This window comes from Corynebacterium testudinoris, assembly GCF_001021045.1.
In the GTDB taxonomy this organism is placed as follows: domain Bacteria; phylum Actinomycetota; class Actinomycetes; order Mycobacteriales; family Mycobacteriaceae; genus Corynebacterium; species Corynebacterium testudinoris.
The window spans coordinates 2,002,376-2,016,031 of sequence record NZ_CP011545.1 but is presented as its reverse complement, the minus strand read 5'-3'; the positions used below and the strand labels follow the sequence as shown (position 1 = coordinate 2,016,031).

At 65.2% G+C, this 13,656-nt stretch carries 14 protein-coding genes; 3 read left to right on the top strand and 11 right to left on the bottom strand.

Annotated features, from left to right (window positions below):
* Positions 1–55: 55 nt before the first annotated feature.
* Entirely contained in the window at positions 56–1,324 is a 1,269-nt protein-coding gene (locus CTEST_RS09640) for an alpha/beta fold hydrolase (RefSeq protein ID WP_407919239.1), read from the top strand.
* Between the two features lie 10 nt (positions 1,325–1,334).
* Positions 1,335–1,475 carry a hypothetical protein gene (locus CTEST_RS13695; protein WP_158408161.1) on the top strand — a complete coding sequence of 47 codons (141 nt, stop codon included), beginning with the start codon at positions 1,335–1,337 and terminating at the stop codon, positions 1,473–1,475.
* 58 nt (positions 1,476–1,533) lie between these two features.
* On the opposite strand, the gene rbsD is transcribed toward CTEST_RS13695, so the two are convergent.
* Genes rbsD through CTEST_RS09610 form a run of 6 tightly spaced genes read right to left on the bottom strand, consistent with a single transcriptional unit; the run spans position 1,534 to position 7,348 of the window.
* A complete protein-coding gene (rbsD, locus tag CTEST_RS09635) occupies positions 1,534–1,908 on the bottom strand; it encodes a D-ribose pyranase (RefSeq protein WP_047253558.1) in 375 nt (124 codons plus the stop codon).
* A gap of 4 nt (positions 1,909–1,912) precedes the next feature.
* Positions 1,913–2,815, bottom strand: coding sequence for a ribokinase RbsK2 (gene rbsK2 / locus CTEST_RS09630; RefSeq protein WP_047253557.1), 903 nt, complete (start codon positions 2,813–2,815; stop codon positions 1,913–1,915).
* Entirely contained in the window at positions 2,812–3,744 is a 933-nt protein-coding gene (locus CTEST_RS09625) for a D-ribose ABC transporter substrate-binding protein (RefSeq protein ID WP_047253556.1), read from the bottom strand. The genes rbsK2 and CTEST_RS09625 overlap by 4 nt, the downstream gene beginning before the upstream one ends.
* Positions 3,745–3,783: 39 nt before the next feature.
* A complete protein-coding gene (locus tag CTEST_RS09620; RefSeq protein ID WP_047253555.1) occupies positions 3,784–4,752 on the bottom strand; it encodes an ABC transporter permease in 969 nt (322 codons plus the stop codon).
* On the bottom strand, positions 4,749–6,308 hold the full coding sequence (locus CTEST_RS09615) for a sugar ABC transporter ATP-binding protein (protein ID WP_047253554.1): 1,560 nt from the start codon (positions 6,306–6,308) through the stop codon (positions 4,749–4,751). Before CTEST_RS09615 ends, CTEST_RS09620 begins: the two co-directional genes overlap by 4 nt.
* Complete coding sequence (locus tag CTEST_RS09610; RefSeq protein ID WP_047253553.1) at positions 6,305–7,348, bottom strand: LacI family DNA-binding transcriptional regulator; 1,044 nt, start codon at positions 7,346–7,348, stop codon at positions 6,305–6,307. The genes CTEST_RS09615 and CTEST_RS09610 overlap by 4 nt, the downstream gene beginning before the upstream one ends.
* Positions 7,349–7,452: 104 nt before the next feature.
* Here CTEST_RS09610 and thpR point away from each other — a divergent pair, with 104 nt between their 5' ends.
* Positions 7,453–8,052 (top strand): RNA 2',3'-cyclic phosphodiesterase, encoded by a 600-nt coding sequence (gene thpR / locus CTEST_RS09605; RefSeq protein WP_330217649.1) that lies wholly within the window; start codon positions 7,453–7,455, stop codon positions 8,050–8,052.
* Between the two features lie 112 nt (positions 8,053–8,164).
* On the opposite strand, the gene CTEST_RS09600 is transcribed toward thpR, so the two are convergent.
* The 5 genes from CTEST_RS09600 to CTEST_RS09580 are packed head-to-tail and all read right to left on the bottom strand — an operon-like array spanning position 8,165 to position 13,652.
* Positions 8,165–9,598 carry an ATP-binding cassette domain-containing protein gene (locus CTEST_RS09600; protein ID WP_047253552.1) on the bottom strand — a complete coding sequence of 478 codons (1,434 nt, stop codon included), beginning with the start codon at positions 9,596–9,598 and terminating at the stop codon, positions 8,165–8,167.
* Positions 9,595–10,410, bottom strand: a complete 816-nt coding sequence (locus tag CTEST_RS09595; protein WP_047253551.1) for an ABC transporter permease — start codon at positions 10,408–10,410, stop codon at positions 9,595–9,597. The genes CTEST_RS09600 and CTEST_RS09595 overlap by 4 nt, the downstream gene beginning before the upstream one ends.
* Complete coding sequence (locus tag CTEST_RS09590) at positions 10,407–11,345, bottom strand: ABC transporter permease (RefSeq protein WP_047253550.1); 939 nt, start codon at positions 11,343–11,345, stop codon at positions 10,407–10,409. The genes CTEST_RS09595 and CTEST_RS09590 overlap by 4 nt, the downstream gene beginning before the upstream one ends.
* Positions 11,342–12,847, bottom strand: coding sequence for an ABC transporter substrate-binding protein (locus CTEST_RS09585; protein ID WP_047253549.1), 1,506 nt, complete (start codon positions 12,845–12,847; stop codon positions 11,342–11,344). The genes CTEST_RS09590 and CTEST_RS09585 overlap by 4 nt, the downstream gene beginning before the upstream one ends.
* Before the next feature lie 37 nt (positions 12,848–12,884).
* Positions 12,885–13,652 (bottom strand): GntR family transcriptional regulator, encoded by a 768-nt coding sequence (locus CTEST_RS09580; protein WP_047253548.1) that lies wholly within the window; start codon positions 13,650–13,652, stop codon positions 12,885–12,887.
* Between the last annotated feature and the right edge of the window lie 4 nt (positions 13,653–13,656).

The following is a 13,656-nucleotide window of genomic DNA, read 5'->3' as shown; positions in this document are numbered from 1 at the left end:
AGAATAGACCCAGATGGGGCCTCGGTGAGCCGGTAAGATCGTCTGCGTGACTGAGCTGAGGACAACCCACCGTGACACCAATGGACTCACTATCCGCGAGCACACCCTCACTGTGGAGTGGGATCGTGCCCGCCCCGGGGAGCAGCTGGAGGTGTTTTGCCGGGAGTTCAGCGCTGATGATTCGTTGCCGCCGCTGCTGTATTTGCAGGGTGGCCCGGGCTACGGTTCGCCGCGCCCGCTGGAGATCAGCGGTTGGATCGGCGAAGCACTCAAGCATTACCGGGTGTTCCTTCTCGATCAGCGGGGGACGGGGCGTTCCACCCGCCTGGACCGCCATAGCGATGAGGAGCTTCTCGACGCCGAGCATCTCGCCCTCCTGCGCGCCGATCACATCGTCGACGATGCGGAGGATCTCCGCGAGGCGCTTCGGTTTGAGCAGTGGGATATTCTCGGGCAGTCGTTCGGCGGTTTTTGCATCACCACCTATCTTTCGCGGCACCCCAATTCGGTGCGTCGCGCGTTGTTCACGGGCGGGCTGCCAGGCATCGAGGCTCATGCGGACGAGGTGTACCGGGCGACGTACGGGAAGCTTGCCCACCGCCACGACGCCTTTTACCAGGCCATTCCCTTCGCCGAGGAGCGGATTCGGGAGATCTGTCACCACCTCGATAACTCGGCGGAAATCCTCCCGACGGGTGAGCGCCTGAGCTCGCGGCGTTTCCGCACCATCGGAATCGAGCTGGGTCGCGGGACCGGCTTTGACAACCTCGGGTACCTCCTGGAGGCGCCCTTCCACACCGTTCGCGGTGTAAAGCGCCTGCGCGGCGATACCCTCGCGGACCTCAGCGCCCGCCTGTCCTTCGAGGCGGCGCCGCTCTACGCCGTCGTCCACGAGTCGATCTACGGTGGCAACGCGCCCGGCCCGACCGCCTGGTCGGCGCATCGAGTGCGCGAGGAGGTGGAGGGCTTCGAGGAGAACCTCGACCCGCGGTCCGCGGGCCGCTTCTACCTCACCGGGGAACACATCTACCCCTGGTTGTTCGAGGAAGATCCAGCGTTGCATGCTTTTCGACGCCCCGCGGACACCCTCGCCATGCGAGAGTGGTCGAGCCTCTACGACGGGGAGAAGATTGGCTCGAGCGACGTCGTGGCGGCCGCGGCGATCTACCAGGATGACATCTTCGTGCCGCTGGAGCTGTCACTGTCGACGGCGCAGCGCTTCCGGGACATGCGGCCGTGGGTGATGGATACCCACCAGCACGATGGGTTGCGCGCCGATGGGGCGCATATTTTCAACACCCTGCTGGATCGGGCCCAGGTGTAGAGTGAGGGACATGCAGCTGCCCGATCATCGCGAGCATGTGGACCTCTCAGGGGAAGAAACCTCTGAATTTGAACGGTTGACCAGTGTTGTTGAGGTCACCGACGAGCATCTTTTGGATACCGGCATCTTGACCGTGTTTTACGCCGGTTAGCCCCGGGCACACGAAGGCTCCCGCACAACCATGTGGTGTGCGGGAGCCTTCGTCTGTGTCAGAAGGGCACGCCGCTGCGGAAAATCACATTCGCGTAGGGCGTGGTCTCGCCGGTGCGGATGACAAAAGAACACCCAGATAGAAGTGCCTTGAGCTCATCGTGGGGGGTCTCGACGAGGGGGACGTCGATAAGCATCTCCCGGACCACGGCCGGCGTGGAGTCGGCGATGGTGCCGGACTCGACGACGACCTCTGCCAGGACGGCGTCGACGACCTCGGCGAAGCGGGGGACGCCGAAGACCACCGCCAAGTCGACGACGGGGACGCTCGCGGGGATGGGCAGCCCGCAATCGGCGACGGCCCAGGTGTCGGTGTGGCCGAGGCGATTGATCAGTCGGGCGAGCTCGGAGTTGAGGATGCCGTGGCGCCGCATGGGGCTAGCTCACCTCCGGCAAGGTCTGCGTGACCTCCGGGTAGGAGGCCTGCGCACCCTCACCGGTGACCGCGAAGGCACCGACGCGAGCGGCATGCTCAGCCGCCTGCACCAGCGAATCACCGGCAGTCAGGCGGGCGACGAACGCCCCCGCGAAAGCATCGCCAGCACCCGTGGTGTCGACCGCCGAGACCTTCGGCGTGGCGATCGGCGTCGAGCCGTCCGCATCAGCAACCATGGCGCCCGCCCCACCGAGGGTGAGGACGACGGAGGGGAAGCCAGCGCCGAGCAGCGCCTGCGCCAAGTCAGCCGGCTCCTGCGAAGAGATGCCCGCGCCGAGCTGTTCCAGGATGAGCCCGGCCTCATGCTCGTTGGCCATGAGGGGATCGGCCTGCAGCAGGGCATCACGATCGACCTCGATGACGGGGGCGAGGTTGACCACGACGCGCCCCGTCGCGTGCCGGACGGCAGCGGCGAAACCATCGGCCGGGATCTCGCCCTGCAGCAGGACGATCTCCGCCGCGGCGATGACATCCGCGCAGGAATCCACATAGGCCGCATCCACGGTGGCGTTCGCTCCGGGCACGACGACGATGCTGTTCTCGCCGTCATCCGCGACAGTAATCACGGCCAACCCGGTCGGACCATCGACCTCGGCGACAGAGTGCATGTCCACGCCCGCGGCGCGCAAATGCTCCGTGGCCGGTGCCGCATAAGGATCCTTGCCGACGGCCGAGACCATCGCCACCGAAGCCCCCTGCAGCGCCGCGGCGACAGCCTGGTTGGCACCTTTACCGCCAGCCGTCACACCGCCACCGTTGCCCATGAGGGTCTCGCCGGGGGAGGGGTGGCGTGCCACCCGAACGGTGAGGTCGGCGTTAATCGAACCGACGACAACAATACTCACAAGTACTCCTCCACGTTCTCCTTGGTGACGGTCACGACCTCAACCGGAACCTCAGCCTCAGGGGTCTCACCGTCGAGGATCTTCTTCGCCTCTTCGACCGCGCGGGCACCGAGCTCGCCCGGCTGCTGAGCGATGGTAGCCACCATACGGCCCTCGTTGACAGCCCGCAGGCCATCGGAGGTGCCGTCGAAACCGACGACCATGACGTCGTTCCCAGCGCGGGCACCCAATGCCTCGAGGGCGCCGAGCGCCATCTCATCGTTTTCGGCGAAGATCGCCTTGACATTCGGGTGGGCCTGAAGAAGATTCGTTGCGACGTCCAAGCCTTCCGTACGGTCGAAGTTCGCCGTCTGCGTCGCAGCCACCGTGATGTTCGGGTAAGCGGCGATTCCCTCAGCGAAACCCTGGCCACGGTCACGGGAAGCAGAAGAACCGGCGATGCCCTGCAGGACGAGGACCTCGCCCTCCTCCCCGATGGCGGCGGCGAGGGCGTCGGCGGCCTGCTTGCCACCGGCGACGTTATCGGAAGCGATGAAGGAAGCGATGTCGCCGCCATTGGCAGAACGGTCCACGGCGATCACGGGGATATCGGCGTTGTTGAGGGCCTGGACGGCGGGGACGACGGCATCGGAATCCGTTGGGTTCACAATGACGACCTCCGCGCCGGAGCTGGCCGCGTTGTTGAGCTGGTTGGTCTGGGTCGACGGGTCATCCGAGGCATCCTGGATGTTGAGGTTAATGCCCAGTTCATCGGCCTTGGCCTGGGCACCATCGCGGACCTGGACGAAGAAGGGGTTGGTCTGGGTGGACAGAGCGAGGGTGACGCTGCCGCTTCCGCCTTCACCAGCGGAATCACGGTTACAGGCGGCCAGGCTGAAAGCCAGGGACAAGGAAGCGACAACAGCGACAGACTTGCGGAGCAAAGACATGGGATTTCTGCTTTCTTCGAGAGGGGAGGGTGGGGAGGGTTAGGTGGTGGTCTTCTTGCGCAGCACATCGAAACCAACGGCGAGCGCGATAACGAGGCCGATGACGATCTGCTGCCAGAAGGAGGAGACATTGAGGAGGTTGAGGCCATTGCGGATCACCGCGAGCAGGATCGCACCGACGAGGGTGCCGGTCGCCTTGCCGCTACCGCCAGCCAGCGAGGCACCGCCGATGACGACGGCGGCGATGGCATCGAGCTCGTAGCCCACGCCAGCCTGCGGCTGCGCGGAGGACAACCGGCCGGCCATGACCAGACCCGCGAGGCCAGCGAACAAGCCCGACAAGGCATAGACGGTGACCAGGATCTTCTTTACCGGCAAACCCGACAGGCGGGCAGCCTCAGTGTTGCCACCGATGGCGTACATGGAACGGCCGATAACCGTGCGGGAAAGGATGAACCAGCACAGCAAACCGGCGATAACCATCATGACGATGGGGATGGGGATGCCCGCCACGGTCGAACCCAGCCAGTTCACGCTCGGGGCGGTGGGGATGGGGGAGCCCTGGGAGATGACGAGCGTGGCGCCGCGGGCAATGGACATCATCGCGAGCGTGGCGATGAACGCCGGTAGCTTGCCATAAGCCGTGGCCAGGCCGCTGATCGCGCCAGCCACGAGGCCAGTGAGCAGGCCCAGGATGAGGGTAATCCAGCCCGGGAGGCCGGCCTCGACGAAGAACCACGCCGATACCATCGCGCCCAGGGCGGCGACCGCACCCACCGACAGGTCAATGCCCGCGGTGACGATGACAAAGGTCATACCGAAGGCCAAGATAGCGACGGTCGCGGCCTGGATGCCGATGTTGACGAAGTTGTTGACGGTGAGGAAGTGGGGCGTCGCGATGAACAGGGCGATGCACAAAACGACGAGGCCGACGAGGGCACCATTGTTCATCACCCAGTTCAGGACGGCGCGCCCCCTGGTGGAGCGGGCCGGGGTTGCGGTGGTCATCGTCGTGTCTCCTGTTCGTGTTCTTCTGTTTCTAATTGGGCGAGGGCATCATCGGTGAGCCCGTCATCAATCTGCGACACCGCCAGGGCCATGACCTCGTCCTGGGTGGCGGTATTGGGCAGCTCCCCGGCCAGGCGCCCGCCCGACATGACGAGGACCCGGTCCGACATTCCTAAGACCTCGGGCAGTTCGCTGGAGACCATGAGGACGGCACCGCCGGCCTCGGTGAGTTCGTTGATGATGTTGTAGATCTCGACCTTGGCGCCGACGTCGACGCCGCGCGTGGGTTCGTCGAGAAGCAACACCGTGGAACCGGCGAGTACCCAGCGGCCGAAGACGGCCTTTTGCTGGTTGCCGCCGGATAGATCCCGGATGGGCTGATCGAGGCTGGCCATGCGGATGCGCAGCTTCTCCGCGACCTCAGCGGCGCGGGACTTTTGGCCGCGCAGATCAGCGAGCCCGAACCGGGCGGTGGAGCGCAGCGTGGCCAAGCCAAGGTTCTCGCCGACGGTGGCGTCGAGAACGAGGCCCTGCGATTTACGGCTTTCGGGCACGTGGCCGACGCCGCGGCGGATGGCTTCGGCGATGTCATGGTGAGGGACCGGCTCATTGTCGATCTTGACCTCGCCGGAATCGATCGGATCAGCACCAGCCAACGCCCGGATGACCTCGGTGCGGCCTGCGCCAACGAGCCCCGCCAACCCGACGACCTCGCCGGCATGGACATTAAAACTGATGTCGTTGAACTTGCCCTCCGAGCTCAAGCCGCTGACCTCGAGGACAGGAGGGCCAATCTCGGGCTTCACGCGCGGAAATTGATCCTCGATATCGCGGCCGACCATGAGGCGGACGAGGATGTCCTCGGCAGTGGTGGCGGGCACTTCGGCGACAAACTCGCCGTCGCGAAGCACAGAGACCGTATCGGCGATGCGGGCGATCTCATCGAGGTGATGAGAGATGAAGACCATGCCCACGCCCTTGGCCTTGAGATCATCGACCACGGTGAACAGCTGGTCAATCTCATGGCCGGTGAGGGCGGCGGTCGGCTCGTCGAGGATGAGGATGCGCGCGTTGAGCGACAAGGCCTTGGCAATCTCCACGAGCTGCTGCCGGGCGATGCCGAGCTCGCCGACGGGAGTGTCAAGATCGACATCGACGCCGATGATGTCGAGGGCGGCCTGGGCCTGGGCCCGCATCTCCCGGAAGTTGACCATGCCCAGTCGGGTGGGCATGCGGCCAAGCATGACGTTCTCGGCCACCGACATCGTGGGGACGAGGTTGAGCTCCTGGTGGATGGTGCCGATCCCGAGCTCTTCGGCGGCCTTGGTGTTGGGGAGGTGGGTTTCTTTGCCGTCGATAATGATGCGGCCGGAGTCCGGCTGGTACACACCCGACATCATTTTGATGAGAGTCGACTTGCCGGCGCCGTTTTCGCCCAATAGGGCCTGGACTTGGCCGGGATGCACCGAAACGCTGACGTCGCGGATGACGTTGACGGGCCCGAAGGACTTGGAGACAGTGTCCAGCTGGAGCAACGGTTGAGACTCGGTTGTCATGGTCGTACCTCCTTATCTGTGGTTGATGAGCGATCGAAGTCTGAGGACGCCCGGATGATGAGCGTGGTGGGCGTTCGGAGGGAGGCCGGTGGGGAAGAACCGCCGTGGCCGTTGTCGGTGATGAGGCCGTGGAGCAGGGAGAAAGCCAGGCGCGCCATGGAGGAAACCTGCTGGTCAATGACCGTGATGGGGCAGGCTTGCAGTCGCATGATCGGCTGGTCATCAAAGCCGATCAGTGCCAGATCGCGGCCGATGGCGACGCCGTTGTGGTGGCAGGCTTCCAATGCTCCGACCGTCATCATGGAATCACCGGCGATGATGGCATCGACGTCGTGGGAGAGCAGCCATTCGGTGCCCCGATAGCCATCCTCGCGGTGGTATCCGCCCTGGTAGACCAGTTGATCCTCCAGGTGGAGGCTGGCGCAGGCGGCGTTGAATTCCGCCAGGCGGGTGACTCCGGTGGAGGTGGTCATCGGGCCGGAGAGGTAGCCGATGCGACGGTTGCCCTTCTCCAACAGGTGGGCCACGGCGGCGTGGAGTCCCGAACTGGAATCCGACACGACGGACAGGTGCTCGTTGCCGGGCAAATCGCGGTCGACGAGGACCAGCGGCATGCCCGTGGCATCGAGGGCGGCCAGCGATTCTTCGGTGCCGTTGTAAGGGACGACGATGATGCCGTCGACGCGCTGATCGCCGAGGACGTGGAGAGAATCGATGAGCCTTTCGGCGTCCTCGGAGGTAGAGGAGATGATCGTGGACATCCCGGCGCGGTTGGCTTCCTCCTGAATGACCGAGGCCATCTCGGCGAAATAGGGGTTGACCAGGCTGGGGATGGTGACGCCAATGATGTTGGAGCGAGAGCTGCGCAGGGCCCGGGCCTGGGCATTGGGGCGGTAGTTAAGCTGCTCGGCGCAGTGCTGGACCCGGTCGCGGGTCTCCTGGGAGACGACGGGATTGCCGGCGAGCGCCCGGGACGCCGTGGAGACTGCCACTCCTGCGGCCTGGGCGACGTCTTTCAACGTCGCGGCTGTGGACGCCATATTCGGCTCCTTCCCGACTAGTCGGAGGTGTGCAATCGATTGCATACGCTGTTGAGTGTTACGCTATCCACCGAATGCTGCCCCCGTCAAGTGTTGGGGGCCACATGTTTCCAAAACGAGTGCTTCGTGGCACATTCGCCCCTCACCTCACTGCAACCATCACCATGAAAAGACTGTTTTCCGCCCTGCTGCCCTCTGAAGCAGCCAGGGAACATCTGGTGTCCGCCCTCAGACCCCTCCGAGCCGAGTTTCCCCACAACCTGCGCTGGGTAGACCCCGACAACTGGCACATCACCGTGAGCTTCTATGGTGAGCACCCCAACGACACCTCCCAGCTCACCAGGCATCTGGCACAGGCGGCCGCGGCATGTGCTCCCTTGAATCTCAGGCTCAAAGGCGCCGGATCGTTTGGGCATCGCACCATGTGGATGGGCATCGGCGGAGACGGGCGGGCTCTGAAAAATCTTATGGCTGACAGTGACGTGGAGCCGAGCAGTCAGGCAGAGATGAAACCGCACCTGACCATCGCGCGCACGAAAGAGCGGTGGGCGGTGGCCGAATTGGTGCACATCCTCAGCGTCTACGAAGGCCCCGCGTTTACGTGCGACGAGCTGGTGCTCATAGAGTCGCAGCTGGGTCGCGGGCGAGGTGGGGGACCGCGCTACGAGGTGGTGGAGCGGATCACGCTGGGGTGGGGTACATAGATTCTCTAGAATGAATCGTATGACCTAAAGTTTCCGCAGGTCGCGCGACAGTGGGTATCGCATTCTAGAGAATTCTTGTACGAGCCCCGACGCCACACACCCCAACGACCCGCTAGCCATCGATGTCTAGCGTCGCCGCGAGCAGCGAGCGGGTGTAATCGTGCTGCGGGTTCTCCCATACCTCGGTGGTCGGGCCCATTTCCACGATCCGGCCCTGGTGCATGACAGCGACGGTGGTGCACACTTCCCGGACGACGGACAGATCGTGCGAGATGAAGACCAGCGTCAGCCCATATTCTTCGACGAGGCGGTCGAGGAGGGCTAGGACCTGGGCGCGGACGGAGACGTCGAGGGCAGAGACGGGCTCGTCGGCAAGCAAGACCTCGGGTTTGCCGGCGACGGCGCGGGCAATGGAGATGCGTTGGCGTTGTCCGCCGGAAAATTCGTGGGGATAGCGGGTGGCGGAGTCACTGGCCAGGCCGACCTCTTCGAGGACGGCGGACACGCGGCCAGCCTCAGGCTTCCGCATGCCTTCTGCCACCGAGGAGCCGATGCGCAGACGCGGGTTGAGGGAGCTGTGGGGGTCTTGGAAGACGACTTGGACGTCGGCATCGATGGTGACGGTGCCGCTATCGGGGGAGTCCAGTCCAGCGAAGTGGCGTAGGAGCGTGGTTTTTCCGGACCCGGATCCACCGACGATGCCCAAGCGTTCGCCGCGGTGGACGACGAGGGAGACATCGTCAAGCGCGAGGGTGTCGCCGTAGGACCGGGTGACCCCGTCGAGCGATAACACCGGTGCCCCGACGGAGCGGGGAACTGCCGCCGGTCCGGGCAGTGACGCGGAGACGAGTTTCTGCGTGTAGGGGTGGGTGGGGTGTCGGAGGATGTCGTCGGTGGTGCCGGATTCGACGATTGCTCCCTTCGACATGACGAGGACGCGGCGGCACATGCGGTTGATCACGCCGAGGTCGTGGGTGATGAAGAGCAGGGCGACGCCTTTCTTCTCCACGAGCTCATCGAGCAGGTCGAGGATTTGGTCCTGGACGGTCACGTCGAGGGCGGTGGTGGGTTCATCGCAGATGAGCAGCTCGGGGTCGTTGGCCAGGGCCATGGCGATGAGGACGCGTTGTCGCTGCCCGCCGGAAAGCTCGTGCGGGTAGGCGTTCATGCGGGAGGGGTCGAGGGCGACGTCGTCGAATAGCTGGGCCACGTCTGCCCGCCCGGCTGCCTCCGCGACCTGGCGGCCCACCGTCATGAGTGGATCGAGGGCTGTCATGGGTTCCTGGAACACCATGGACACCGTGGAGCCGCGCAGGCGCCGCATCCGGCGGTCGTCGAGGCCAATGACCTCGGTGCCGGTCACGCGGACGGAGCCGGTGACAGTCAGCGAAGAGGGCAGCAGGCCCATGATGGAGAGCGCGGTCATTGATTTACCGGAGCCGGATTCGCCGATGATGCCCAGCCGCTCACCCGGTGAGATGTGGAAGCTGATGTCGGTGAGGATGCCGTCGCCGACGGTTAATTCTTTTACTGCCAGGACGTTCATCGTCGGCTCCTCCGTGGGTTGAGGGCATCGCTGAGGCCGTCGCCCAGCAGGTTAAATCCCAGCACCGTGATGGCGATGGCCAGGCCGGGCCACAAGGCCAGTTGGGGTGCGGTGCCCAGGGAGGCCTGGGCGGATTGGAGCATGCGCCCCCAGGAGGGGTCCGGCGGTGCGGTGCCCAGGCCAAGGAACGACAGGGCCGCTTCGGCGAGGACGGCGAGGGCGAAGGCGACGGAGGCTTGCACGACGATGAGCCCGGCGATGTTGGGCAGCACGTGCCTGATGGCAATGAGCAGCGTGGGCACCCGGGAGACGCGGGCGGAGGCGACGTAATCCTGGGTCATCACCTGCAGGGTTCCCGCGCGGGCGACCCGGGCGAAACCGGGGATGCCCGCGATGCCGATGGCCACCATGGCGGTGGTCGTTGAGGATCCGAACACCGCGCCAGTGATGATCGCCAGCAGGAGGGCCGGGAAGGCCAGCATGATGTCCATGCCGCGCATGATGGTTGCTTCGGTCCAGCCGCGTTTCATTCCGGCCCACATGCCCCACGGCACACCCACCAGCGCGGAAATGCCGACGGCGACGAGCCCGACGAAGAGGGTGATTTGGGCCCCGGCCATGATGCGGGAGAACACGTCGCGGCCGTAGCGGTCGGTGCCCATGAGATGCTCGGACGAGGAGGCAAGGAGACGGTCGGCGGGTACGGCATGGACCGGGTTGTACGGGGTCCACACCAGCGACACCAGGGCCAAGAGCACGACGGATGCCACGATGATGAGGCCGATCCAGCCGGACAGGGGCAGCCTTTTCATGAGGTCCTCCTGATCCGCGGATCAATAATCCGGTAGGCCACATCGACCACGAGGTTGACGCTGAGCGTGAACACAACGAGCAGCATGACGATCGTTTGCACCACCGGCAGATCTCGCCTGGCCACCGAATCCAGCAGCATCGAGCCCAGCCCCGGCACGAGGAACACGCGCTCGATGACGACGGCGCCAACGATGAGCGACGTCAGCTGCAGCCCCGTCACAGTGAGCACCGGGAGGGCTGCATTGCGCAGTCCGTGGCGCCACAGCGCCTCGCTTATCGACGCCCCCGTCGCCCGCGCCGTCCGCATAAAGTCACGGTCCATCACCTCGAGGATGGCGGAGCGGACGTAGCGCGTGAGGATCGCCGCCTGCACCGCCGTCAGCGCAATGACCGGCAGGATGAGGCGCTCCACGAAGCCGCGGGCATCGACGTTTGGTGGAATCCACCCATTGGCGGGCACCCATCCCAGGTTGACCGCGAACACGGTGACCAGGAGGATGCCGGCGAGGAACGAGGGGACGGCGATGCCAACCTGTGAGGCGCCGGTGACGATGACCCCGTCGAGGTGATGGGCGCGCCGGGCTGCCCACATGCCCAGCGGGATGGCGATGACAAGGGAGGCCACCATCGCCGTGCCGCAGAGGATGAGGGAGACCTGAGCGCGGTCAATGATGAGCGCCGTGACGTCCTGGCGGGAGGACAGGGATACCCCGAAGTCGCCGGTGAGCAGTCCGCCGATCCAGGAGACATACTGCCGCCACAGGGGTTGGTCGGTGCCCAGTTGGGCGGCCAGGGCGGCGACGGCGTCGTCGGTGGCCGTCACCCCCAGGGCGACGCGCGCGGGGTCGCCGGGCACGGCCCGCAGGAGCAGGAAGATGATGATGGACGCCGCGGCTAGCGATACGACGAAGCGGAGGAGTACTCGCAGGATCATCGTTTCTCCACCCCAGCCAAGGCCAATGCGTCGGTGACGATGGTGGGGGACACGCCGCTCACCTGCGGGGAGGCGACCACGATGTTGGGTTGGTTGAACACGGTGATCGCCCCGGCGTCCGCCATGATGAGGTCGACGGCCTCGCGCATCGCGGGCGTGGGGTCCGCGGCGGTATCGGCGTCGAGGAGCAGCTCGCGCACGGCGGCGTTGTCATAGCCCAGGTAGTACTGCGGGTTGCCGAAGAGCGCGGGGATGTCGCGGGCCTCCACGTGGCCCATGATGGACATGTCATAGTCGTGGGCGGTCATAACCTCTGAGATCCACACGGCGGGAAATTCCACACTTGTCAGATGAACGCGGAACCCGACCTCGGCAAGCTGTGAATACAGCAACTCGGAAATGTTCTCTGCGTAGGGGAGCGAGGGGACGGCGATGGTGATGTCGGGGTGGGGGACGCCGGCGTCGATAAGCAATTGTGTGGACTGCTCGGGGTCGAAGGTGGCGTAGTCCTCCCCGGTGAACCACGGGTCGGTTGGGGGGACGGGCGCGCCGCCGGTGTCGGTGGCCAGGCCTTCCCAGACGACCTCGTTGATGGCGCGGCGATCGATCGCGTGGGCCACCGCGCGGCGGACCCGCGGGTCGGTGAAGGGCGCGCGTTGGTTGTTCATGGACACGATGACCTCGCCGTTCGTGGTTCCGACGTCGACTGAGAACTCGGTGGGCAGGGTGTCTAAGAGCTCGGGGGATTGCATCGACCACACGAGGTCAATGTCGCCGGACCGCAGGGCATTGACCGCCGAGGTGGCGTCGGAAAAATAGCGAATGGCGGCGTCCTGGTGGGCGGGTGTGCCCCAGTAGTCGTCCCGCGCGCGCAGTGACACTGACTCGCCCACGGCGAAACGGTCGAGGACAAAGGGGCCGGTCCCTACGGGATTAGCGGCCAGCGCCTCCACGCCCGTGGGGCTCATCATCGCACCCGTCAACGTGCCCATTGACCACAGCCAGCGCTGCGAGGGGCGAGTGAGCGTGACCTTGAGAGTGTGCTCGTCGACTGCCTCGGCTCGCTCGACGACATCCATCTGGGATTTTAAGCCGTTGGTCCAGGAGCCCTGGACGTAGGCGATGCTGAACGCGGCAGTGTCGGCGTTGAAGGGGGAGCCGTCGGAAAAGTGCACGCCTTCGCGCAGGTGAAAGGTGTAGGTGGTGCGGTCATCGGAGACCTCCCAGCTCGTCGCGAGGAGGGGAACCACCTGACCGGCATCGTCGATGCGGACGAGACCCTCGTAAACGTTGGCCATGAGGGCCTGGGGAATGGCAGCGCCGCCGGTGGTGGTGAAGTCGAGGGAGGCAGGGGTACCGGTCGTGCCGACGACGAGGCTGTCGGTGCCCGCGATTCGCCCCACCTGGGTGGCGGTGTGGCCAGCTGAGCAGGCGGTGAGGAAGCAGGCGATGACTGCGACCAGTGCCACCACGGCGCGGGGTGATCTCCGACGTGAGAACATGTGCCCAAGGCTAGTGGGCGCAGGTCACATGTAACAATCAGGCCTCGCGGGAGAACCACGCGGGGGTCGGCGTGCCCCGGACGTTATTGACGTGGAGGACAAATCCCTCGCCGATGACGCGGTACTCGGCGTACTCCAAGGTGCGGCCCTGTTTGCTGGCGGCGAGCAGTTCGACCTTCATGATCGGGGCGCCTTCGGGGATGTCCAGCAGCTCTGCGTCCTCGGCGGTGGCGAGAGTAGCGGACATGGAACGGTTGGCGCTTTCAAAGCCCACGCCGAGGCGGGCGAGCTCCCGGTGGACGGAGGAGTTGTCGGTATCAAAGTCGAGGAGGGGGCGACCGATATCGAGGGGGAAGTTGAGGTGCTCGATGGCGAGGGGCTCATTGTTGAGCAGGCGCAGGCGCTTGATGCCGACGACCTGGGAGCCCACGTCGACCTGCAGCTGGCGGGCGATGCGCTCGTTGGCGGAGGAACGGCCGACCCACAGTGTGCGCTGGGAGATTTCCGGTTCCATGTCCTCGGCCCATACGGTTAATGAGAGCAGGGACTCGAAGGAATTAGCTGGCGCAGAGGTGAGCACGGTGCTGCGTCGGCCGCGGCCGGTGGAGATGAGGCCCTCGGCGCGCAGCAGTGCCATGGCCTGCCGGACGGGGCCGCGTGAGGAGTCGAATTGCTGGCATAGCTCGGCCTCTGAAGGAAGCTCGTCGCCGGGGCTGAGGGTCCCGTCCTCGATGGATTGTCGCAGATGGCTAGTGATGAGTTCGTAGCGCTGGGTCGATTGTTGAGCTTTCTTCGATGGGCCCATGCGT